Source organism: Bifidobacterium sp. UBA744, assembly GCA_002298605.1.
Classification (GTDB): domain Bacteria; phylum Actinomycetota; class Actinomycetes; order Actinomycetales; family Bifidobacteriaceae; genus Bifidobacterium.
On record DBKS01000063.1, the window covers coordinates 1 to 23,212 of the forward strand.

Consider the following 23,212-nt stretch of genomic DNA (forward strand, 5'->3'; position numbering starts at 1 on the left):
GGAAGTCCTCGTCGCGATAGCAACGGGCCAGCTGATAATAGCGTTCCACGCCGGAGACCATCAGCAGCTGCTTGAGCAGCTGCGGGGACTGCGGCAGCGCGTACCAGGAACCGGGAACCAAGCGGGCCGGCACCACGAAGTCGCGGGCTCCCTCGGGCGTGGACTTGATGAAGGTCGGGGTCTCGACTTCGGTGAAGTCCATCTCGTCCAAAGCGCGGCGGGCCGCACGGGTCACGTCGGAGCGCAGTTTCAGGTTGCGCTGCATCGACGGACGACGCAGATCAAGGTAGCGGTACTTGAGACGCACATCCTCGCCGGGCAGCTTGTTCTCGGACTCGTTCTCGAGCGCGGTGGACACCTGGAACGGCAGGGCGTCGGACTTGGAGAGAATCTCAATGGTTTTGGCCACAACTTCGATCTTGCCGGTGGCGAGATGCGTGTTCTCGTTGCCATCCGGGCGCAGACGCACCTCACCGGTGACCTGGATCACAAACTCGGAGCGCAACGGACGGGCCATTTCCTCATCGTAGATAACGACCTGCACCAAACCGGTCGAATCGCGAAGATCGATGAAGGCGACGCCGCCGTGATCGCGACGACGATCCACCCAACCGGCGAGGGTGACGCTTTGGCCCACGAGAGCTTCGGTCACCTCAGTGGCATGATGTGTTCTATAAGCCGTCTGGCTCATATCTTTTCCCCTTTGATACCTTGTGGGATTGCTTGGGCTGTTACCGGTCAATGACGACCGTTTGCTGGGCAACCACAGTATCGGGCTGCCACGACGTGGCATCGGCCGGCGCCTGATCACCGGTGACGATGTTCTTCACCTCATCGCCGGCACCCTCCTGACCGGGGAACCACACGTACGGAATGCCGAGTTTATCGGCGTATTTGATCTGCTTGCCGAGCTTGGCGGCCGTGGGGGCCACGTCGGCGGCGATGCCGCGGGAACGCAGCTGCTGCGCGATGAGATTCGACGCCGCGCGCTCCTCCTCGTTCCACACCGCCACCATCACGGCGGCCGGGCTGACGCGGCTGGCGCGCGCACCGGCGGTATGCAGCATGTAGCTGACCAGACGGGACAGACCGATCGACAGCCCCACACCCGGATACTTGCGGTTGCCCTGGGACGCCAGATTGTCATAGCGGCCGCCGGAGCAGATGGAGCCGAGCGAGGCGGCCCCGTCAAGGAAGGTCTCGTAGACGGAACCGGTGTAGTAGTCAAGGCCCCGGGCGATCTTGAGATCGGCGATCACCGAGCCTGGGCGGATCGCGGCGGCCTCGTCCACGATCATCGCCAGCGTGTCCAGTCCCTGCCTGGCCAACGCATAGGCGTCGCTGGACTCCGTGTCCGTTGCGATGCCATGCCTGACGCACAGCTCGTCGAACTTCTTCGACAGCTCGGCGCCGTCGGCCGCGGTCAGTTCGGCCAGCTCAAGGCAGGCGCGGGCCTGCGACTCGGTGGCGCCGCATGTTTCGGTGAGCAGTCTCGCCACTTCATCGGCACCGATTTTGTCAAGCTTGTCGATTTCGCGCAACACACCTTCGATGTCGCTTAATCCGAGGCCACGATAAAACCCCTCGGACAGTTTGCGGTTGTTCGCGTGGACGGTCGCCTTGGGCAGGCCGAACGCACGCAGCCGCTCCAGCGCGGACACCATCACCAACGGCAGCTCGACCTCATAGTGGTCGGGCAGATCGCCATTGCCGATCACATCGATGTCGGCCTGCACGAATTCGCGGTAGCGGCCCTCCTGCGGACGCTCGCCACGCCAGACCTTCTGGATCTGCCATCGCTTGAACGGGAACGCCAGAGCCCCCGAATTCTCGACCACGTACCTGCTCAACGGAACCGTCAGATCGAAATGCAATCCGAGACGATCCTCAATCGGGGTGGTGTTCTCCTTGCCGGCGGTCACCTCCTGCAGACGGGACAGCAGGTAGATCTCCTTGCTGGTCTCGCCTTTTTTCAGCAGGCTGGAACCCGGTTCCACCGCACGAGTCTCTATGCCGAGGAATCCGTTGAGCTCGAAAACGTGACGCAACGTGTCGATGACACGCTGCTCCACGACACGCTCGGACGGAAGCCACTCGGGAAATCCTGATAATGATGCACCTTTAGCCACGAGTCCTTATAATAGGTGACGTTGCGACAAAGCGTCTCCGCGCCCACCGCAATACGACATCTACCCCCCGACAGCTTATAAGGAGCTGACCCATGGCCGACGAAACAGTGACCACCCCCGAATCCACCACCAATGCCAACGCCGAGGCAGCGACGCCCGCCGTTGCAGAATCGGCTGCGTCAGCTTCCGCCACCGTCTCCCCCGCAAGTGTGAAACCCTCCGCGGCCAAACCTCATGCCCCCTCCCCCGCGGCCTTCGCCCACAAGGGTCACAAGAAGGCCCCGGCGGCCACCGCCACCTACACCGACGCGGATGTCAAGGCGGCCGCCGCCTTCGGCCGCGTGGACGAGAAGGGTTCCGTATTCGTCAAGGAGGGCGACGCGGAACGCGAAGTGGGCCAGTTCCCCAACGCCACCGTCGAGGAGGCGCTGGATCTGTACGCACGCCGGTACCTCGATCTCCGGGCCAAGCTCGACCTGCTGGAGACCCGTCTGAAGTCCTCGAACATCAAGCCCCGTGAGATCGACGAATCGCTGCAGACCCTGGGCCAGGAGATCACCGAACCGCCGGTCGTCGGCGATATCGCCGCCCTCAAGGCCAAGTTCGAGGAGCTTTCCGCCGCCGGCGCCGCCAAGAAGACCGAGATCGCCACGGCGCGCAAGGCCGCCGTCGCCAAGGCAGTCGCCGAACGCACCAAGATCGTGGAGAAGGCCGAGGCGCTGGCCGCATCCCTCGGGGACAAGACGAATTGGCGTTCCACCGGCGACAAGTTCCGCTCGCTGTTCGATCAGTGGCAGCAGCATCAGCGCACCTCCGTCCGCATTGACAAGGCCGATGCGGATGCGCTGTGGAGCCGGTTCTCCGCGGCCCGCTCGGAGTTCAGCCGCAGCCGCCGCAAATGGGCCCAGGAGCGCGACGCCGAGCAGCAGCGCGCCAAGGCCGCCAAGGAAGCCATCGTCAAGGAGGCCCAGGAGCTGAAGGATTCCACCGCCTGGGGCGAGACCTCCCGCAAATTCAACGATCTGATGAATCGCTGGAAGGCCGCGGGCCGCGCCGGACGCGCCGAGGACGATGCGCTGTGGGCGAGCTTCCGCGAGGCGGCGGACGTATTCTTCGCCGCGCGCCAGGCGGATCGCGATCAGACTTTGTCCGACGAAAAGGAGAACCTGGCCAAAAAGCTCGAACTGCTGACCAAGGCCGAGGCCCTGCTGCCGGTCAGCACCGAAGCGGAGGCCAAGAAGGCCCGCGAAGCCCTGGCCGACATCCAGGAGGAATGGGACCAGATCGGTTACGTCCCGCGCGATGAGGTTCGTCGCATCGAAGGCCGTCTGGACGCCGTCGACCAGGCCATCAAGGCCGTGGAGGACGCCGTGTGGACGCAGCACGATCCGGAAACCGACGCACGCAAGTCCAGCTTCGAGGTCCAGCTCAACGCCCAGCTCGCGGAACTGGATCAGAAGATCGCCGCCGAGTCGGATCCGAAGAAGAAGGCCGCGCTTGAAGCCGAGAAGGCCACCAAGGAGCAGTGGCTGAACGCCATCAAGTAAGCTTCTTCGGCTACGGACAAGAAGCGCGAGGGGCGCCATTTCACGTGGATGGCGCCCCTCGCCGTATTCTCGATGGGTTGCATAGGCGGACGATGGACCACGCCCAAACCAAGCGAAGAATCCCGTTCCGACGCCTGCCCCCCTACCTCATCTGACGCAGGCGCGGCTCGGTGGAGTCTTTGGTTCCGGTGATGCGATACACGTCGAACACCGCTTCGACCTTGCGCACCGCGGACAGGAGGGTGTTCAGATGCTGCGGATCCGCCATCTCAAAGGTGAACTGGCTGGTGGCCACGCGATCACGTCCGGTGGCGATGGTGCCCGAAATGATATTCACGCCATGATCGGAAAGCACCTTGGTCACATCGGACAGCAGATGGGGACGGTCAAGCGCCTCGACCTGGATCTTGACCATGAAGCTGCCCTTGGTGTTGGTCCAGGCGACATCCACCACACGCTCGGGTTGACGCCTCTTCAGGTCGATCATGTTCTGACAATCGGTACGATGCACCGAGACGCCCTGATTACGCGTGATGAAGCCGATGATGTCGTCCCCGGGCACCGGCGTGCAGCAGCGGGCCAACTTGACCCACACATCGCCCACGCCCTTTACGGAGATGCCCAACGAACTCGTGGTGGTTTTGGTGCGTTCAACCTGCCTGAGTGGAAGGGCCTCCTGTTCGACCTCGGCATCCACCTCATCGGCGCCGGCGTCCTTCACCAGTCGTGAAATGACGTTCTGCGTGGAGATCTGCCCATCACCGATCGCGGCGAACACGGCGTCGCCGTTCGCAAAATTCAGCTCATAGGCAATGCCGACCAAAGCCTCGGGAGTCAGCAGCGTGGTGATGGGCAGATTGCGCTTGCGCATCGCGCGGGTCAGCTCGTCACGCCCCTCCTCGATGGCCTCGCTGCGACGCTCCTTGGAGAACCATTGGCGAATCTTGTTGCGGGCCTTCGGACTTTTGACGAAGCTCAGCCAGTCACGCGAAGGACCGGCGTTGTCGGATTTGGAGGTGAGCACCTCAACGGTGTCCCCGTTCTCCAGCTTGGTGTCGAGCGGCACCAGACGACCATTGACGCGCGCGCCCATGGTACGGTGGCCGACCTCGGTGTGCACCGCATAGGCGAAGTCGATCGGCGTGGCGTCGGCGGGCAGCGAGACGATCTTGCCCTTCGGCGTGAACACATACACCTCGGCTGACCCGAGATCCTCCTTCAGCGACCCCAAGAACTCGTTGGAGTCCGGGGTCTCCGACGTCCAGTCGGCAAGCTGCTGAATCCACTTGAGATTGTCGGCCTCGCTCGGCTCCTGATGCTCACGCTGCCGATCCGCCTTGTCGGGGGCGCTCAGCGCACGGCCCGCCTGACCGTTCTCCTTGTACTTCCAATGCGCCGCGATGCCGAATTCGGCGCGACGATGCATATCCCAGGTGCGGATCTGGATTTCCACGGGTTTGCCGCCGGGACCCACCACGGTGGTGTGCAGGGACTGGTACATGTTGAGCTTGGGCATCGCAATGTAGTCCTTGAACCTGCCCGGAACCGGATTCCAGCGGGCATGCACCGCGCCAAGGGCCGCATAGCAGTCCTGAATCGTGTCGACGATGATGCGCACGCCGACCAGATCATAGATATTGGCGAAATCATGACCACGCACGATCATCTTCTGATAAATGGAGAAATAGTCCTTCGGGCGGCCGGTCACATACCCCTTGATGCCCTGCGCGTCGAGATCCTCGTTGATCTCGGCCAGAATCTGCTTCAGATACACCTCGCGCTGGCCCGCGCGACGTGCCACCAGCACCACGATTTCGTTGTAGATCTTGGGATAGAGCACTTTGAAGCTCAATTCCTCAAGCTCGGTTTTAATGGCGTTCATGCCGAGCCGATTCGCCAGCGGCGCGTATACGTCCAGCGTTTCGCGCGCCTTGCGCTGCGCATTGGACGCCTTCACATACCGCCAGGTTCTGGCGTTGTGCACTCGATCGGCCAGCTTGACCACCAAAACACGCACATCGCGGCTCATGGCCACCACCATCTTGCGAATGGTTTCGGCCTGGGCCAGATCGCCGTATTCCATCTTCGAGAGCTTGGTGACCCCATCCACCAAACCCGCCACGGTATCGCCGAATTCCTGACGGCACTCGTCAAGCGTGTAATCGGTGTCCTCCACCGTGTCGTGCAGCAAGCCGGCCGCCACCACAACCGGTCCCATGCCAAGATCGGCGAGAATCTGCGCAACCGCCAGCGGATGAATGATGTAGGGTTCGCCGGATTTACGGCGCTGCGGGGCGTGCTGCTTCACCGCACGGGCATAGGCACGTCGCAGAATCGACAGATCCTCCCCCGGATGGTGGGCCTCGCATACCCGCCAAATGGGCAGCAGCGGATTCAACGGATCGGAACTGATCTCACATCCCAAGGCACGAGACGAGAAATCCTCGGGCTTGGCAGCTTTCATATCTCCTGCGACATCGCCAGGCATCATTCCCTCCTCGCTTCTCGGTGCTACCATCCTACGCCATCCATCGCGGAATCGGACGCGTCGCTTGTCATCAGCCGAACCAACGCAGCCGACCTGTCAACCGGTCCCTCAGCCGGCCACTCCCGTCGAGCCAAACCCTCGCTCGGCGCGATCCGACCCGGGCAGCGTCCGCGCCTCGATGAAGGATGCCTCCACATATCGCTGGATCACCAGCTGGGCGATCCGATCCCCCTTACGGAAAACCGCGGTGTGCTCCGGATCCAGATTAATGAGCGGTACCTTGATCTCTCCGCGGTATCCGGCGTCGATGGTGCCGGGCGCGTTCAGCACGGTCACACCCTGCTTGACCGCCAGACCGCTGCGCGGATGCACCAGCGCCACGTAACCGGCCGGCAATGCGATCGCGATGCCCGTGGGCACCAGTGCTCGCTCGAATGGCCGAAGCTCGAAATCCTCGACGGTTTTCAGATCCGCACCGGCGTCGCCGGCATGCGCATAGCGCGGACGGACATCCGCATCGTCACGCAACGCCTTGACGAGCACCTCGGTGGTTTCCGGCTCGTTGTAGCTCTCGTCGACTGCCATATCAGGCGGCACACTCCTCGCAGACGGGCTGACCGTCGTCAGTGGTGTAGGCGAGCTGGCTGCGATGCTTCACCAGAAAGCATTCCGAGCAGATGAACTCGTCGCCCTGCATCGGAATCACGGTGACCGAAGCGTCCTCGTTGCTCAGGTCGGCGCCCGGCAGTTCGTAGTCCTCCGCGATGGCGTTCTCATCGTCGTCGATATCGCTTGACGAGTTCTGCGCGGACTTGCCCAGAGCCTGCAACGACTCCTCGTCCTCATCCTTGTTGCGTGGCGAATCATAATCCTGCGCCATTGTGTCCTCCTTTGCATACCAAATAACCATGACTTGTACTGCGCCATAGGATACACGATTTGAAATACTCGTAAAATGCGACACGGTACGGCACAATAGAATTAACGGACTTTTCTTGGAGGAGTGGTGCAGAGCATGCGTGAAGAACCATTGAACCTAGCGCGTCTCGACCATGTCAGCGATGCCGGTGACTTGGTGTTCGAGGCGATGAACAGGCATTTCACCGTCCGTATCGACGACGAGCTGGAACGTGCCATTTTGGAGGCCAAGCAGGTCAGAAGCGAGCTGATGGGCACGCCATCGCCGCAGGCCTCGTCCGCGCTGCCGATTTCCCGGATCCAGTCAATGATCCGAGCCGGCGTCAGCCCGGAGAACATCGCGGAGCAGTTCAATGTGGCGCAGGCCCTGGTGCGTCGCTTCGCCGCCCCGGTGGAGACCGAGAAGAAATACGCCATCGACCAGTTCCTGTCGATGCCCACCAGCAAAAGCGCCAAAAACCCGCGGTCGCATGCCGAGATCATCGCCGAGGCGCTGCAGACCTCGCGCATCGGCATGGACCAAATCACCTGGAAGGCGACGCGCCGGAATCATGAGCCGTGGCGCATCCAGGCCGCATTCGACGCCGCGGGACGCACCATCAGGGCCGACTGGTCATGGAACATGCGCGACAACACCGTGGTGTCGCTGAATGTTGCCGCCAAGCGACTGCTCGGCGAGCCCACCGACACCATGGCGGGATCCGCCTTTCTCGCAAAGCAGTCGGACGATATGGCATCCGGACGTCCAACCGCGGCAAGCCGCCCCTCTTCCCCTGCCTCTTCGTCCCAACGGCCCGACACCGACATCTCCCCCGCCGCTGCGACCGCATCCGCCTCGGACGCCGCTGAATCCGCGGCAACCACGACGGGAACCCGAGGCGCGGCAAGCGGCAGCCCGCTGACCAACTGGCTCTACGGCACACCGTCGGCCCACCCAAACGCCGAGAAGCGCATCACCGACACCGACACCATTGCGGCCGACGCCGGAACGTCCGCCGACGCCGCCGGATCCGCATCGCCGGATGCGGATCACACGGCATCCCGGCACGATGAGGCCGCCTCCGCTGCGGCGCCGGCCTCATCGAAGACCTTTGCCGACAAGCAAACCCAGACGACCGCCTCCGCCGGCGCAACCCGTGCGCATGGCGACGGGCAGAAAAAGCGGTCGGGGCGCTCGGCGGTGCCCAGCTGGGACGAGATACTCTTCGGCGAATAGGTCCCGGCGAATAGGACGATCAGCCAAGCACCGTCCAGAACGGGCTGGCCACCCGACCGACGTCTCAGGCCTGGTCGATCAGACAGGGAATCTCCATCTCCAGCATGGTTTGCGAGCCATGCACACTGGGCAGATGGGTGGCCTTCTCATTCTGGATGCGCGAATCCACTATCGTGACGCTGCCGGCGGCCTGAACCAGCACATCGCCCAGCATGGGCCTCACCCTCGGATCAACCGGCCCGTAGACGCCCTGCGACACGGCATCGTCGACGAGGCGCACCCGGGCCGCATCCTCCAACCGGCGCCGCCACCGAGCCGCGATGTCACGGGGATCGACGCCGTCGTCGGCGTACAGCATCAGCGAGCGCGGCTCACCCCCGACCATCGACACCCCCTGCCGCAACTGCGGCTCGTCGGCGATGTCGATACGCCGCCCGGGGTCCGCGGTGATCATGCCGTGGTCGGCGACGATGACGATGAGCGTGCCCTTGGGCGCCATCCGGCGCAATTGGGCCAGCTGGGCGTCGATCCGCTCAAAGGCGCCGATCCACCGATCGGAGTCCCAGCCGTAGTTATGACCGACCTTATCGGCATCGCGGATATAAAGATATGTCAGACCAGGCGTCCGGGCCGCGCGGCATGCTGCCTTGATGCGCTCCGACGGCAGTGTGCCGCCCAGATACTCGCTGCCCCGCAGCGCGGCTTCGGTCAGCGGCGATGCGGCGAATTTCGGCAATCCGGAACTCGTGGCGCGCACCTGCCGAGCCTGCAGCAGCTCGAACACGGTGGGCTGCCGCTGCAGATCATGAGGCGGGATCGCATGCTTGAACTGGATAAGCTGGCTGAGCTCCCCGGTCACGGTATTGCGTTGCGTATAGCCGGCCATGCCGGTCAGCCCGGGGCAGGTTCCGGTGCCGAACACCCCCATGGCGGCGACCGTGGTGCTGGGAACGCAGGTGTCGATCGGCCGCTGGTTCACTGAATCGCTCATCAGCGAGCGCAGATACGGCGCGTGGCCGAGACGCATGGCGAGATTCCAGAATCCCAAACCGTCGACCAATACCACGATGGCGGATTTCGCATCGGGAAAATGCAGGGCCCGCTGCAATGCCGCGGGATCGTGGTGCACCGCGGTGGGAACCGGATGCCCTATGGCGCAGCTCAGCGCCGGCAACACTGCCGATAGGTGCCGGGCGCCGCCCCGGGTGGAATCGTCATCCCCATACTTCACGTCCGACGTCAACTGCAACAGGTCATTCATATCCGGCATTTCGATTCCCATGCATTCCATTCAAGCACTTGGCAGCCGTGAAGGCGGCACCCAACGCGCGAAAGCGGCGAAAACCGCCGACGAATCGGCACGGGGCGGTTGCGCTCGACCGATTCCGCGGAATCCCCGAATGGGACATTGGGCATAAGACACGGTAAAATAGGCGAGTTTGAGTCAAGAAACGGGGAGTCGCACGTATGGCAACGCATCGCAAACCGGCCGCGCCGGCCTATGATCCGCGTACGGTGAAGGAGCACATCGTCGAAACGCCACTGAACGAGGAGATGAGCAAGTCGTTCCTCGAATACGCGTATTCGGTGATTTACGCGCGAGCGCTGCCGGACGCCCGCGACGGTCTCAAGCCCGTGCAGCGACGCATCGTGTACCAGATGGGCGCCATGAATCTGACGCCCGACCGACCGTATATGAAATCCGCCCGCGTGGTCGGCGAGGTGATGGGCAAGCTGCATCCGCATGGGGATTCGGCCATTTACGAAGCCATGGTGCGTCTTGCCCAGCCCTTCGCCATGAGACTGCCGCTGGTGGACGGCCACGGCAATTTCGGTTCCCTGGATGACGGGCCCGCGGCCTCCCGATACACCGAGGCCAGACTCGCCCCGGCCGCCCTGGGCATGAACGCCGACATCGACCAGGACACGGTGGATTATGTTCCCAACTACGACAACAAGCTCAAAGAGCCTACTGTGCTGCCCAGCGCCATCCCCAACCTGCTGGTCAACGGCGGTTCCGGCATTGCGGTGGGCATGGCGACGAACATGCCGACCCACAACCTCGGCGAGGTCATCAACGCCGCCAAATATCTGATGGCGCATCCCGACGCCACGCTTGAGGAGCTCATGCGCTTTGTGCCCGGTCCGGACCTGCCCGGCGGCGGGATCATCGTGGGCCGCACCGGCATTCGCGAGGCCTATGAGACCGGGCGAGGCGTGTTCACCACACGTTCGGCGACGCATGTCGAAAACGTCACGGCCAGGAAAAAGGCCATCGTCGTTACCGAACTGCCGTTCATGGTTGGCCCCGAACGCGTCCTCGAACGCATTTCGGAGGGCGTGAAGTCACGCAAGCTCGAGGGGATCTCCGGCGCGATCGATTTGACGGACCGCCATAACGGCACCCGGCTGGTCATAGAGATCAAAACCGGGTTCGACCCCAACGCCGTGCTGGCCCAGTTGTTCAAGCACACGCCGCTGCAGGACAATTTCTCCATCAACAATGTGGCGCTGGTGGACGGGCGCCCGCATACCATGGGACTGAAGGAACTGCTCTCGGTATGGATCGACCATCGCCGCACGGTGGTCCGCAGACGCAGCGAGTTCCGCAAGGACAAGGCGCTGGAACGGCTGCATCTGGTCGAGGGTCTGTTGCTCGCCCTGATCGACATCGACGAGGTCATTCAGGTGATCCGCACTTCGGATGACGCGGATAGCGCCAAAACCCGCTTGATGGCGGTATTCGACCTCGACGAGACCCAGGCGCAGTACATCCTCGATCTACGCCTGCGCCGACTGACCAGGATGAGTCGCGTTGAGCTTGAAGCCGAACGCGACGATCTCAAACGGCAGATCGAGCAGCTGGACGCGATTCTGGCTTCCTCTGAAGAGCTGGACCGCGTGGTCGTTGCCGAAATGGACGAGGCCGCCGGCAAATGGGGTACTCCCCGACGCACGGTGATTCTCGACGCCGATGAGACGGGTACGCTCACACCCGTTCAGGCACAGGGCGAATCCGGTGTGCCCACATCCGCGCTGGAGGCCGCCCGCGCCGTCAGTTCGGTATCCGACGCCGCCGATGCCGCGGCGGCCGCTGCAGCCGCAAAGAAGGCCGGCGAGGACGAAGTCGCTTCGGCGATGCTGCAGATGGCCGACGAACCGTGCGTGGTGATGATGAGCGCCTCGGGTCTGATCGCCCGGACGACGCCCAGCGCCATGGATGTATGGAATTCACGGTCCGCCGCCGACGGCCGCGTCGCCGAGGATACGATCACTTCGATCTTCGCCACCACCACGCGTGCAATCTACGGTTTGGTGACGTCGGCCGGACGTCTGGTGCTGGCCCATGTAGCCGACCTGCCGTCAATCGCCGCTTCGACGGTGCTGTCGGCGGCCGGCGGCGTAAAGGCCGACGAGCTGATAACCATGACGGAAAACACGGACGCCGTCCCCGGCGAGCATGTGGTCACCGCGGTGTCCATGGCCGCCGGCGCCGCCCCCCTGGCCATCGGTACGCGCAACGGCGTGGTGAAGCGTTGGAACCGCGAAGCTCCGACCACGATGGATTCCTGGCCCGTTATCGATCTGAAGGACGGCGACACCGTAATGTTCGCGGCACCCGCCGCCGACGACGACCGGTTGGTATTCATTTCATCCGATTCGTCGCTGCTGACGTTCGCGGCCTCGAATGTACGCCCGCAGGGTCGCACCGCCGCGGGCATGGCGGGCATCAAACTCGCCGTCGGCCAGCATGTGGCGACGTTCAACGTCGTTCCTTCCGGCAAGATCGCCTGGACCTACGAGGAAGGCGACAATGGTCTGACCAGTGCGTCCGGAGCCGTGGTGCTGACCGTGGCGGGGGACGCCGACGCCTTGCCCGGAACCGACAATGGCGCGGCCAAAGTCACACCGCTCGAGATGTACCCCACCAAGGGACGCGCCACCGGAGGCGTACGATCCCAGCGTTTTCTCAAAGGCCAGAATACCGTGCTGCTGGCGTGGGTGGGCGCATATCCGCTGCATGCGACCACCGAGGGCGGCACTCCGGTCGAGCTGCCCAAGCCGGATATGCGCCGTGACGGTTCGGGCGCCGATCTGGCCAATCCGATCGCGTTTGTGAGCTGAGACGTTGCATGGCATCAACAGTCAGCTGATGTCATTCTGCGGTATCGAAGGCGCTGATACGGCGAGAGATGGCGGAGACATACCAGCCGCGTGCCATCTCGTCGAACACGGCTAGCGATACAGGGTCATGCCTTGAGGTGTGGGAGTGAAGCCGGCCTGGTGCAGGGCGCGCGTCCAGGGATTGCGAATGCCGCAGGGCCGGCCGTTGACATCGCCGATGGTAACGGATCCCGTAGGAATGCGCTGCAACGTATATGCCAGCTCGTGCAGCGCCGGAGCGGCGTCATCACCCCAGATCGTCAGATGCCTGGCCTTGGGCGCGGCGAAAACCGCCGGGGCGCCGTCTTTGAACACCACGATGGAGCCGTCGCGACGCGCCGGTTTGGCGGCACCTTCGGGCAATGGCGGCCATGCAACCGCGGAACCGGCAAGCGAGGCGGGATCAAGCGCGGAAACCGCGACCGGATCCTGACGCCGTCCGTCATCAGCGGCAAAGCGAGAGGCAAAGCGACGCAGCTCGTCCACAGTGTCCTTGGCTGCGAACTGTGCGGCGCCAAAACCTTGCACGAACATGCCACGAACCACCAGCCCATGCTCTTCCATGCGTCTGAGCACCGGGTACAGTGCGGAGAATCCGCCGGGAATCCCCTCATGATCGATCAGTGGCTGTGCGATTACGCCATAGCGGTCCAACAGGGTTTCGACACGGGCAATGGCGGATTGCTCCGCACTTGCCGGATTGCCGCACACGGCCATCCACAGACCACCCATTGACGCGGGTCTGGTTGGCGCAGGTCCGGAATCGAATCGGCCGTAGGCTCGCAAGCGCCGCCGCATGCCGGCTGAGGTATGCGGAGCCCGAATCGCGCCATTCAGTGCCCGGACCGGCGACAATGAGCTATTCGTCACGGCCCCCTGCCATACCAATGACCATAAGGCCTGTTCGAATTGGCCGTTTGACCATGCTTTGGCCACGATCTCACCGGTGCGTTCGTCCACGTCGGGGGCGATCTCGTTCCATCGTTGCCGAACGCGGTCGGCAAGCTGATCCGCCCGATACGCGCCTCCGGATGCCATCACATCGAGAATGACATCCGGCAAAGTCCCCGTACCCGCGTCCTTGCAAGCCGGCCATGATGAGTCATCGCCGCGCAGCCAGATCGAATCAGCGGTATAGAACGATATGGTGCCAGCTTCGCCGACTTTGCCGGTGCCGTTGCCAGCGCCAACCCAGATGATTCCGCCGGCCGACAGCAGCTCATCCAAATCCGCGGACCGGTAATCCCTGACTCGCGCCGGAAACACACTGGTCTCCCAGACCTCGAGCGACAACGCCACGCCTTCCAGCTGTTCGATGACGCGCAGCAGACCGTCCGCCCCCTCATAGCGTTCCGAGCCAACCGAACCGACGCCCTGGCGATCCAGCAGAAACGACTGATACACGTTTTGGCCTACCGGGCGAATCGCCTTGCGCGCATTGCTGAGGGACAGGGCGCGAATGCGGCGGAACACCTCGACGTGCATCCACTGGTCCGTCGAAGCGTCGTGAGTGAAACGCCCATGCAGCACATCACCACGGGATGCGAGATCATCCAGGGTATGGACAACGGCGGCCGCATCAAAGCCCAATGCGCTGATTGCGTCATCCGCCGAGAACGGGCCGTGCGTTTTGGCATACCGGGTGACGCGCCCCACAACATCGTCACAGGCCAGGTCATTCCAGAACGTATGGGACGCCAGCCGCCGTTCAACCTCATCGATGGCTTGAGCGTCCAGTACCGGCGACATATCGTCGGAGCCGAGCAATCGTTCCAACGCCTGTGGATCCACCGACAGCAGCTGCGCGCTGCGCTCGGCCTGCGGCACGTCGTATTGGTACATCACCTGTCCCATGCAGCCGAACAGCAGGTTCTCGGCAAACGGCGACGGCTGCTTGGTCTCAACGACGCTCAGCGCCACTGCGCCATCGTTGAGACGACCCATCAGCTCGCGCAACGACGGCAGGTCGTACACATCCTGCAGGCATTCGCGTGCGGTTTCCAGCAGGAGCGGGAAATTCCGCCGGGTTCGGGCGGCGCCGAGCAATTGGGAGGCTCGCAGTCGCTGTTGCCACAACGGCACGCGTTTGCCCGGACTCCTGCGGGGCAGGAACAATGATCTGGCGGCGCATTCGCGGAATCTGGCGGCAAACAGCACCGATTCGCCAACCTGCATTTCAACGTCACGCACAATATCATCCGGGTCGAAAACGACCAACTCCCGCAGATCACCCTGCATGCTCACGCCATCGGGCAATCGGAGGACAATGCCGTCGTCGGCGGCGCAGATCTGGCCATCGAATCCGTAGCGCTGTCTGATGCGATGCGATATGGCCATGGCCCATGGCTCATGCACACGCCGACCAAATGGCGAATGCACAATAACACGCCAGTCACCCTCCTCATCGGGGCACTGTTCGACGATCAGAACTCTGTCGTTTGGAACGGCGCCGGTGGCGGCGCGCTGCTCACGCAGCAGCTGGGCGAGGTTGGCCGTGGCGTTGCCGTCCAGCCCATCCGCCTGCAACCGTTGAAAAAACGCCAACCCGAATTCTCCACCGCCATCACCAGGGTTCGTCTGCAGCGCGGCTTCGGCGCTGCGCAGAAAATCTCCGATCGCCCGCCCGAATTCAGCGCCACGGCCCGCACCCTCACCATGCCAGAACGGCAGCCGTGCGGTACGCCCGGGCGCCGGGGTGACTACAACGCGGTCGCGTGTGATCTCCTTGATCTGCCATGTCGACGTGCCCAGCGTAATGACATCGCCGACGCGCGATTCATAGACCATCTCCTCATCCAACTCGCCAACGCGACGGGGGCCCTTGCCGGCCTCGGCCTCGGGCAGCACCACCGTATAGAGCCCACGGTCCGGAATCGTGCCGCCGGAGGTGACGGCCAGCCGTTGCGCGCCGGGGCGGGCGGCAATGCGGCCCGTTTCCTCGTTCATCATCAGAGGCGGCCGAAAGGCGGAGAAATCCTCGGTGTTGTAGGCGCCGGTCATCATATCCACCACCGCGTCGAAATCCCCGCGCGCCAGGGTGGCGAATGGCGCGGCGCGGCGGATCAGACGATACCAATGATCGTCGTCCAAGTCCTCCATGGAGGCCGCCGCCACGGTGTGCTGGGCGAGAATATCGAGTGGACTGCGAGGCATGGCGACCGCCTCGATGTCGCCGGCGCGCATCGCCTCCACACTGGCGGTCGCACCGATGATCTGCTCGCGAGTCAGCGGATAGAACAACGCATGCGAAACGCCGCCCACACGATGGTCGGCACGCCCCACACGTTGCAGACCACTGGCCACGCTCAGGGGCGGGGCGATCTGGATCACCAGATCGACCGAGCCCATGTCAATGCCGAGTTCCAGGCTGCTGGTCGCCACGACGCAGCGCAAACGCCCCCGTTTCAGATCCTCTTCGATGCGCTTGCGCCTGTCCTTCGACACGGAGCCGTGATGCGCCATGGCGATGACATCACCATCGTTATGCGAGCCAACCAGCATAGTGGTGGATCCGACTACGGCGTCATAGTGTTTGGCGAAGTTCTCGTGGCCCTCCGGCGACCCCATCTCTCGCGAGACGGGCAATGGCCCATGGGATTGCCCGGCATTCCCCACACGCTGCGTATAGAGGTCGTTCAGCCGGGCGGTGAGTTTCTCCGCCAAGCCACGTGAATTGACGAACACAAGCGTGGTGCGATGGGCCAGCACTTCATCAAGCACGCTGCTCTCGATCGCCGGCCATATCGAACCGCCCGAACCATCCGAAGACGCGCCCATGCCGCCTGCGAGACGCCCCGCATCCGACAATGACAGATCCTGCATGTCGGGCAACGGCTCGACGAGCTTGACATCCATCGTCGGCGACATGCCCGCATTCACCACGTCGATCTGTTGAGCGCCGCCCACGAATCGGGCGATCTCCCCAACCGGACGCACCGTGGCCGACAGCCCGATGCGCTGCACATGGCTGACGGCGCCGTGAGCGTCGGCGTCGACCGGGAGTCCCAGCTTTTCACCGCCAATCAGCGCATCCAACCGTTCCAGGCTCACAGCCAGATGCGCACCTCGCTTGGTTCCCGCAATCGCATGCACCTCATCGACGATCACCGTGGTCACCGTGCGCAAGATCCTGCGCGCCTTGGATGTCAGCAGGAGATACAACGATTCCGGAGTGGTGACGAGAATATCCGGGGGATGGGAGACAATGCGCCGCCGCTCATCGGCGGGGGTATCGCCGGAACGTATGGCGACCGTGACGCGAAGCGGGCTGCCGGACTCTTGGGCGATGCCCTCCAGCGGACGCATCAGGTTCCTTGCCACGTCCGCGCCCAGCGCCTTGAGTGGTGAAACATACAGCACGCTGACACCGCGCGCGGAAGAGCGGCCGCTTGCCAGCCTGCCTGATTGGGGCGGATCGTCTTCCGCTGCGCGCTGCATCAGCCCGTCTATGGCCGACAGGAACGCGGCCAGGGTTTTGCCCGACCCCGTAGGCGCGAGAATAAGCGCATTCCGGCCAGTTGCTATGACGGGCCAAGCCTTGCTTTGCACATCGGTGGGCCCGGCAAACGCATGCTTGAACCACGCCCGCGTGGGCTTCGCAAACAGATCCAAGCAATCGTACATATGTTCGATTATGGCGTTTGGGCATGACAACCGCCCCGCCGGCGGCCCGGCCCGCCCCACTCAACCGGCGAAGCGGTCCACCACCTGTCGCGCGGTTCCGTACGAGGCCTGAGCGCCATACCCCGTCGCCGCGTAGGCGGACACATACGAACCCAACCGAGCGGACTGGGCAAGCGTCAGACCGGCCGCAAGCCCGGCGAGAATCGTTCCCATAAACGAGTCGCCACAGCCGGTGGTGTCCACCGCAGGCACACGCACCGGCGCAATGCGATGCTTCACCTCGCCGTCAAACACCATGGAGCCGTCGCCGCCCAGCGTGATCACCGAACGCGAAAAACCGAACTGAGCCATGCGATGCGCCACCTCATCCCAGTCCAGCCCGGCTCCGCCACTCGCATCCATCGAGGCGACGCCCAACAGCCGAGCCGCCTCATGTTCGTTCACGAGCAGAATATCCGCATCCTCCACCAACTGCGCAGGCAGCTCGGCGACGAACGGCGAATCGTTCAGCAGCACCGTCGCCCCCGCCTCATGGGCGACATGCGCGGCAGCGACCACCGTGTCCATCGGGCTTTCCAGGCACAGGCCAAGCACCGAAGCCGCGGCCAGCGCCTCTCGATGCCGTTCGATGTAGTCCACATCCACCAAGGCATTCGACCCGGGCGAGTACACAACGGTGTTCTCGCCGCCGGTCTCCACGGTAATCATCGTGGTTCCGCTGGGCCCCTCGGCATGCCTGACCTGCGACGTATCGACGCCGGCGTCTGCGAGACGGCCAAGCAGAAAATCGGCGTTGTCATCGGACCCCACGGCGCCATACATGCGCACACAGGCACCGAGCAGCGCCGCGCTCGCCGCCTGGTTCGCGGATTTTCCACCAGGCAGGATCCGCAGCGGACCGCCGTTCACGGTCTCCCCCGGCCCCGGCAGACGGTCCGCCGTCACGGTATAGTCGGCATTCATCGACCCTACGATCGCCACGGAACGTTCCGTTGTTCCCAGTCCCAACAGGCGCGCGCTCAAAGCCTCATTCATGAGACCCATTGTCGCCCGCCCCGCAGACCGAGCGCAACCGCTCGTGCATCACCGTCATCAGCACCAGCAACAGCAGCACATACCAGGGGAACAGCTCGGCGGAAACATATTGGGCAATCAGGCCGAATACCGGCGGCATGGCGAGAGACCCGAGGTAGGCGCTGGCCATCTGCACACCGATGATCGCCTGCGAGCGCTCCTTGCCAAAGTATCCCGGCGTGGAATGAATGATGCACGGGTAGATGGGAGCGCAGCCAAGTCCAATCATGATCAGGCCGACCAGCATGCCATAGGTGCCCGGCAACGGCAGCAGCATCACGATGACGCCGCACAGCAATACGGCCTGCCCGATTCGAATCATCGCGGGATCGGAAAACCTCATCGTCATGAAACCGCTCAGCGCCCTGCCGACGGTGATGCCGACGAAGAACAGCCCTCCCCAGCGCGCCGCCACGGAGGCGTCCACACCCTTGCACAGCGTCATATAGGTGCTGGCCCACAGTCCGGCGCTCGATTCCAATGCGCAATAGCAGAAGAACATCACAAAGATCTGTCTGGCACCGCGAATCGCGAGAATCCGGCCAAAACCCAATGACTGGCGCGAATCGTTGGGCGTCCGACCGCCCCGATCAGCACGATCCACCCAGTCCGCACGAGAACGGCCATCCTCGCGCGTTTTCCACAGAGGCAGACTCAGCACGAGCACTGCGGTCAGCGCGATCTGGATGAACGCAATGGATCGATATCCCCCCTGCCAGCCATGGTCCGAAGCCAGGGCGAAGCCCATGATATAGGGCCCCGCCGAGGCGCCCAAGCCCCACATGCAGTGCAGCCAGCTCATATGGCGGCTTTCGTAGTGCAGCGCCACGTAGTTGTTCAGGGCCGCGTCCACGCCACCCGCGCCCAATCCATACGGAACCGCCATAGCCAGCAGTATCCAGTAGTTCGGGGCCAGCGAAAAGCCGAACAACGCCACGGCCGTCATCGCCACGGATACCACGGTGACCCTGCCGGTCCCGAAACGCAGGGTAAGACGGTCGCTCAGCAGCGCGGAGCAGATGGTGCCGACGGAAATGATCGTCGACACGCCACCCTGCCACGACACCGGCACGCCAAACTCACCCACCATGGTGGGCCATGCGGAACCAAGCAGCGCATCCGGCAGGCCAAGTGAAATAAACGCGCAGTAGATTACGGCAAGCAACAGGCTGGTCACTGGTTCACCCCACGCCTCGAACGTCGACGGCGCCGATCAGGTGTCTATCTTCGAACGGTCGAAATCGTCCGCGTTGTCGACGATGAACTGTTTTCGGGGCGGCACATCGTCGCCCATGAGCAGCGAGAACATCCCGCTGGCTTGAGCGGCATCCTCCATACGGATCCGTCGAAGCATTCGCGTGCGCGGATCCATGGTGGTGTCCGCCAACTGGTCCGCATCCATTTCACCCAAACCCTTATAGCGCTGGATATCAGGGTTGTAGCCGATGCGTCCGGCATCAAGATCGGCGAGCTTGGCGGCGAGCTCATCATCCGAATAGGTGTACACGTATTCACCCTTATGCGAGCCGGTCAGCGCGATGCGGTGCAGCGGGGGCACGGCGGCATACACATAGCCATGCTCGATAAGAGGCCGCATATACCGGTAGAACAGGGTGAGCAACAGGATGCGGATGTGGGCGCCGTCGACATCGGCATCGGTCATCATGATGATCTTGTGGTAGCGGGACTGGCTGATGTCGAAGCTCGCGCCGGACCCCGCGCCAACCACCTGGATGATCGCCGCGCATTCCTTGTTGTTCAGCATCTGGCTGATCGACGCCTTCTGCACGTTGAGGATTTTGCCTCGAATGGGCAGCAGGGCCTGGAATCCCGCATTGCGGGCGGCTTTGGCGGTGCCCAGCGCCGAGTCGCCCTCGACGATGAACAACTCGGCCACATCGTCGTTGCCCGGCTGGCAGTCAGACAACTTGGCGGGCATGGAAGCGGATTCGAGCGCGTTCTTCCGCCGGGTGACCTCCTTGGTCTTGCGCGCCTGGATGCGGGCGTGCATCTCGCCGACGATCTTTTCGAGCACGCGACCGGACTGCTCTTTGAACCCGCGCTTGGAACCGGTGATCATCTCCCCGAACTGCCTGTCGGTCAGCCTGGTCACAATCGGCTTGACCTGCGCAGTGCCCAGCACGTCCTTGGTCTGCCCCTGGAACTGCGGCTCGGCGATGCGCACGGTCACCACGGCCACCAGACCGGCCATGATATCGTCGCGCTCCACCTTCATGGCGGAATCCTTGAGGTTGACCTTCAGCTTGCGGGCATTGTCCTCGACCGCCTTGCGGATCTGCCTGGTGATGCCGTTGAGGAAACCGTCCACATGCATGCCGCCGCCGGGTGTCTCCACGACGTTCACGAAGCTGACCAGCGTGGTGTCATAACCATTGATCCACCGCAACGCGATATCGACGTCGCAGCTTCGCTCAATCTGCTGCGCGTGCAGCTCGCCGCCGGCGCCAACGGCCTGGGTCTCCTCCTGATAGGTGCCCCGGCCCTGAATGCGCCAGATGTCGGAAACCGGCTCGCCTTTGGAGAGAAAATCGACAAAATCCTTCACACCGCCCGTATGCAGGAACTCGGCGATGCGGGGATGATCATAGCTGACCTCCTCCAACATCGGGGAACCACCGTCCGGGGCCACGTCGGAAGGCATCTCCACGCCGTCCGATGCGACGGATCCGGCGACATCGACCGATTCCGCGGAAATCCTTGAATCCGCGGACGCGTCGCCATCCACCTCATGCACGTCATCGCCGCGTTCCCGCACATTCTCGTCAATGACGGTGATCTTCAGGCCGGGAACTAGGAAGCTGGTCTGGCGCACGCGGTCGACAAGCTGCTCATAGCTGAACACCGCGGTCTCGTTGAAAATCTCGGGGTCAAGCCAATACCGCACTCGCGTACCGGTGCGCTTCGGCGGGACCTTGCCGATAACCGCAAGCTCCGTCGGCCTGTTCTTGCGGGTGCGCTTGAAGGGATTGTCAGGGTGCCGATTCGCAGGATCACCGTCCTCGTCGTACACACCGGGATGCCCCTGATGGAACGCCATGTGGTAGGTTTTGCCGCCACGATCCACTTCGACGTCCAGACGCGAGCTCAGCGCATTCACCACCGAGGATCCGACGCCATGCAGCCCGCCAACCGCGGTATACGAAGAGTTGCCAAATTTCGCACCGGCATGCAGCTTGGTCATGACGACCTCAACACCCGTGAGCTTGGTCTTCGGCTCCACATCCACGGGAATGCCGCGGCCGTTGTCGGCGACCTCGACGGAGCCGTCGGCATGCAGCGTCACCACGATGTTGGTGCAGAACCCAGCCAACGCCTCGTCGACGGCGTTATCGATGATCTCCCACAGGCAGTGCATCAACCCCTGTGAATCGGTGGTGCCGATATACATGCCTGGACGCTTGCGCACAGCGTCCAGGCCCTCAAGGACGGCAAGGTCCTTGGCGCCGTATTCTTCCGTTGCCATATGCTCTTTTCAGTATGCAGTGATTATGCCCAACCGGTCGCCGACCATCGGCCCGGCGATCATTGATCCAGGAAGTCCCGAAGCGTTTGGGAGCGGGACGGGTGACGCAGCTTCGACATGGTCTTGGATTCGATCTGGCGAATGCGCTCACGGGTCACGCCATACACACGCCCGATATCGTCAAGCGTCTTGGGCTGACCGTCCTCAAGACCGTAGCGCATCTTGATGACACCCGCCTCGCGCGGGGACAGGGTCTCAAGCACCTGCTTGAACTGCTCCTGCAGCAGGGAGAAGGCCACGGCGTCGGACGGGGCGATGGCGTCGGTGTCCTCGATCAGATCGCCGAACTCCGAATCGCCGTCCTCGCCCAGCGGCGTATGCAGCGAAATCGGCTCACGGCCGTATTTCTGGACCTCCTGCACCTTTTCCACCGGCATGTCAAGCTCGCGGGCCAACTCATCCGGCGTGGGCTCACGGCCCAGGTCCTGCAGCATCTGACGCTGCACGCGGCTCAGCTTGTTGATCACCTCGACCATATGCACCGGCACGCGAATGGTACGGGCCTGGTCGGCCATGGCGCGGGTGATGGCCTGGCGAATCCACCATGTGGCGTAGGTGGAGAACTTGAAGCCCTTCTTCCAGTCGAACTTCTCCACGGCACGGATCAGACCGAGGTTGCCCTCCTGAATCAGATCAAGGAACAGCATGCCACGACCCGTATAGCGCTTGGCCAGCGACACCACCAGACGAAGATTCGCCTCCAACAGGTGGTCCTTGGCCTTCTTGCCATCGGCTGCAGCCCACTTGAGCTCGCGCTTGCGCTTGAAGTCCATGCCGTCGGACGTGGTGTCCAGCAGATGCTGCGCGTACAAGCCGGCTTCGATGCGCTCCGAAAGATCAACCTCCTGCTCGGCGTTCAGCAAGCTGACGCGGCCGATCTGCTTGAGATAGTCCTTCACCGGGTCAGCCGTGGCGCCGGCGGCGATCACGCGACGCTTCGGATTGCCCGAGGGGGTGAGGTTGTCGTCATCGTCATCGTCCCGTACGACGAACGCACCCTTGGCCTTCGGCACCTCCGTCTTGGGCTTGCGCTCCTCCTCGGCCTCGTCGTCATCGGGCCCGTCGTCTTCGTCGTCATCCGGGGAATCATCCAGATCATCGTCATCATCCAGATCATCACCGACCAGATCGTCATCCTCAAGCTGGTTGTCGACGTCGTCGGCGGTCGGCTCCTTGTCCGCATCGTCTCCGAGCTGATTGGCCGTGGCCTTCGCGTCGCCGTCAGCATCGGCGGCCTTCCTGCCCACGGCACCGTTTGCCGCGGACGAACGCCTGCGGGTGGAAGAAACGGATCCGCCTGTCACCTTACCTTTCCGCACGGTCTCCCCGGTCTCCTCCTTGGACCCGGCAGCGGCCTTCGCGGACTTCCTAGCAGTCTTGGCAGTTGTGCTTTTGCGAGCAGTGCTCTTAGTGGCCAATGTATCCTCCCAGCTCTTCCCGCCTGTGCCCGTATACCATACGGGCACACTTCTGGCAAGGGCAAATCGTCAACTGTACGAGTCAACCACG

Annotated in this window: 14 protein-coding genes; 3 read left to right on the forward strand and 11 right to left on the reverse strand. The window is 63.1% G+C overall.

Annotated elements, in window-relative coordinates; translation table 11 throughout:
* On the reverse strand, positions 1–691 hold a 691-nt coding region (locus tag B2994_RS07095), incomplete at its 3' end, for an amino acid--tRNA ligase-related protein (RefSeq protein ID WP_291527673.1).
* Between the two features lie 40 nt (positions 692–731).
* The gene (gene hisS / locus B2994_RS07100; protein ID WP_291527674.1) at positions 732–2,129 is read right to left on the reverse strand and encodes a histidine--tRNA ligase; all 1,398 of its coding nucleotides are present in this window, start codon (positions 2,127–2,129) and stop codon (positions 732–734) included.
* Positions 2,130–2,221: 92 nt separating this feature from the next.
* Here hisS and B2994_RS07105 point away from each other — a divergent pair, with 92 nt between their 5' ends.
* The gene (locus B2994_RS07105) at positions 2,222–3,676 is read left to right on the forward strand and encodes a DUF349 domain-containing protein (RefSeq protein WP_291527675.1); all 1,455 of its coding nucleotides are present in this window, start codon (positions 2,222–2,224) and stop codon (positions 3,674–3,676) included.
* A 142-nt stretch (positions 3,677–3,818) separates the two neighbouring features.
* On the opposite strand, the gene B2994_RS07110 is transcribed toward B2994_RS07105, so the two are convergent.
* The 3 genes from B2994_RS07110 to B2994_RS07120 form a co-directional block, all read right to left on the reverse strand.
* Positions 3,819–6,140, reverse strand: coding sequence for a RelA/SpoT family protein (locus B2994_RS07110; RefSeq protein WP_291527676.1), 2,322 nt, complete (start codon positions 6,138–6,140; stop codon positions 3,819–3,821).
* A 132-nt stretch (positions 6,141–6,272) separates the two neighbouring features.
* Entirely contained in the window at positions 6,273–6,749 is a 477-nt protein-coding gene (gene dut / locus B2994_RS07115) for a dUTP diphosphatase (protein ID WP_291527677.1), read from the reverse strand.
* A 1-nt stretch (position 6,750) separates the two neighbouring features.
* Complete coding sequence (locus B2994_RS07120) at positions 6,751–7,044, reverse strand: DUF4193 domain-containing protein (RefSeq protein WP_291527678.1); 294 nt, start codon at positions 7,042–7,044, stop codon at positions 6,751–6,753.
* Between the two features lie 135 nt (positions 7,045–7,179).
* Here B2994_RS07120 and sepH point away from each other — a divergent pair, with 135 nt between their 5' ends.
* Positions 7,180–8,298 (forward strand): septation protein SepH, encoded by a 1,119-nt coding sequence (gene sepH / locus B2994_RS07125; protein ID WP_291527679.1) that lies wholly within the window; start codon positions 7,180–7,182, stop codon positions 8,296–8,298.
* Between the two features lie 64 nt (positions 8,299–8,362).
* On the opposite strand, the gene B2994_RS07130 is transcribed toward sepH, so the two are convergent.
* Positions 8,363–9,580: an alkaline phosphatase family protein gene (locus B2994_RS07130; protein ID WP_291527680.1), complete on the reverse strand. Its 1,218-nt coding sequence runs from the start codon at positions 9,578–9,580 to the stop codon at positions 8,363–8,365.
* Positions 9,581–9,765: 185 nt separating this feature from the next.
* Here B2994_RS07130 and B2994_RS07135 point away from each other — a divergent pair, with 185 nt between their 5' ends.
* Positions 9,766–12,423: a DNA gyrase/topoisomerase IV subunit A gene (locus B2994_RS07135; protein WP_291527681.1), complete on the forward strand. Its 2,658-nt coding sequence runs from the start codon at positions 9,766–9,768 to the stop codon at positions 12,421–12,423.
* Between the two features lie 111 nt (positions 12,424–12,534).
* Here B2994_RS07135 and B2994_RS07140 read toward each other — a convergent pair whose 3' ends face one another.
* The 5 genes from B2994_RS07140 to B2994_RS07160 are packed head-to-tail and all read right to left on the reverse strand — an operon-like array spanning position 12,535 to position 23,121.
* On the reverse strand, positions 12,535–17,085 hold the full coding sequence (locus B2994_RS07140) for an Lhr family helicase (RefSeq protein WP_291527682.1): 4,551 nt from the start codon (positions 17,083–17,085) through the stop codon (positions 12,535–12,537).
* Between the two features lie 60 nt (positions 17,086–17,145).
* Positions 17,146–18,120: a ribokinase gene (locus B2994_RS07145; RefSeq protein WP_414630663.1), complete on the reverse strand. Its 975-nt coding sequence runs from the start codon at positions 18,118–18,120 to the stop codon at positions 17,146–17,148.
* A complete protein-coding gene (locus B2994_RS07150) occupies positions 18,113–19,336 on the reverse strand; it encodes an MFS transporter (RefSeq protein WP_291527684.1) in 1,224 nt (407 codons plus the stop codon). Before B2994_RS07150 ends, B2994_RS07145 begins: the two co-directional genes overlap by 8 nt.
* A 36-nt stretch (positions 19,337–19,372) precedes the next feature.
* Positions 19,373–21,643, reverse strand: coding sequence for a DNA gyrase/topoisomerase IV subunit B (locus B2994_RS07155; RefSeq protein ID WP_291527685.1), 2,271 nt, complete (start codon positions 21,641–21,643; stop codon positions 19,373–19,375).
* A 59-nt stretch (positions 21,644–21,702) separates the two neighbouring features.
* On the reverse strand, positions 21,703–23,121 hold the full coding sequence (locus tag B2994_RS07160) for an RNA polymerase sigma factor (RefSeq protein ID WP_414630664.1): 1,419 nt from the start codon (positions 23,119–23,121) through the stop codon (positions 21,703–21,705).
* Between the last annotated feature and the right edge of the window lie 91 nt (positions 23,122–23,212).

Bases quoted from the DNA above. Each gene is read 5' to 3' on its own strand.
- B2994_RS07135 (WP_291527681.1), top strand. From the start codon at position 9,766: ATGGCAACGCATCGCAAACCGGCCGCGCCGGCCTATGATCCGCGTACG.
- sepH (WP_291527679.1), top strand. From the start codon at position 7,180: ATGCGTGAAGAACCATTGAACCTAGCGCGTCTCGACCATGTCAGCGAT.
- B2994_RS07155 (WP_291527685.1), bottom strand. From the start codon at position 21,643: ATGGCAACGGAAGAATACGGCGCCAAGGACCTTGCCGTCCTTGAGGGC.
- B2994_RS07105 (WP_291527675.1), top strand. From the start codon at position 2,222: ATGGCCGACGAAACAGTGACCACCCCCGAATCCACCACCAATGCCAAC.
- B2994_RS07130 (WP_291527680.1), bottom strand. From the start codon at position 9,580: ATGGGAATCGAAATGCCGGATATGAATGACCTGTTGCAGTTGACGTCG.
- B2994_RS07120 (WP_291527678.1), bottom strand. From the start codon at position 7,044: ATGGCGCAGGATTATGATTCGCCACGCAACAAGGATGAGGACGAGGAG.
- B2994_RS07145 (WP_414630663.1), bottom strand. From the start codon at position 18,120: ATGAATGAGGCTTTGAGCGCGCGCCTGTTGGGACTGGGAACAACGGAA.
- dut (WP_291527677.1), bottom strand. From the start codon at position 6,749: ATGGCAGTCGACGAGAGCTACAACGAGCCGGAAACCACCGAGGTGCTC.
- B2994_RS07140 (WP_291527682.1), bottom strand. From the start codon at position 17,085: ATGTACGATTGCTTGGATCTGTTTGCGAAGCCCACGCGGGCGTGGTTC.
- B2994_RS07110 (WP_291527676.1), bottom strand. From the start codon at position 6,140: ATGAAAGCTGCCAAGCCCGAGGATTTCTCGTCTCGTGCCTTGGGATGT.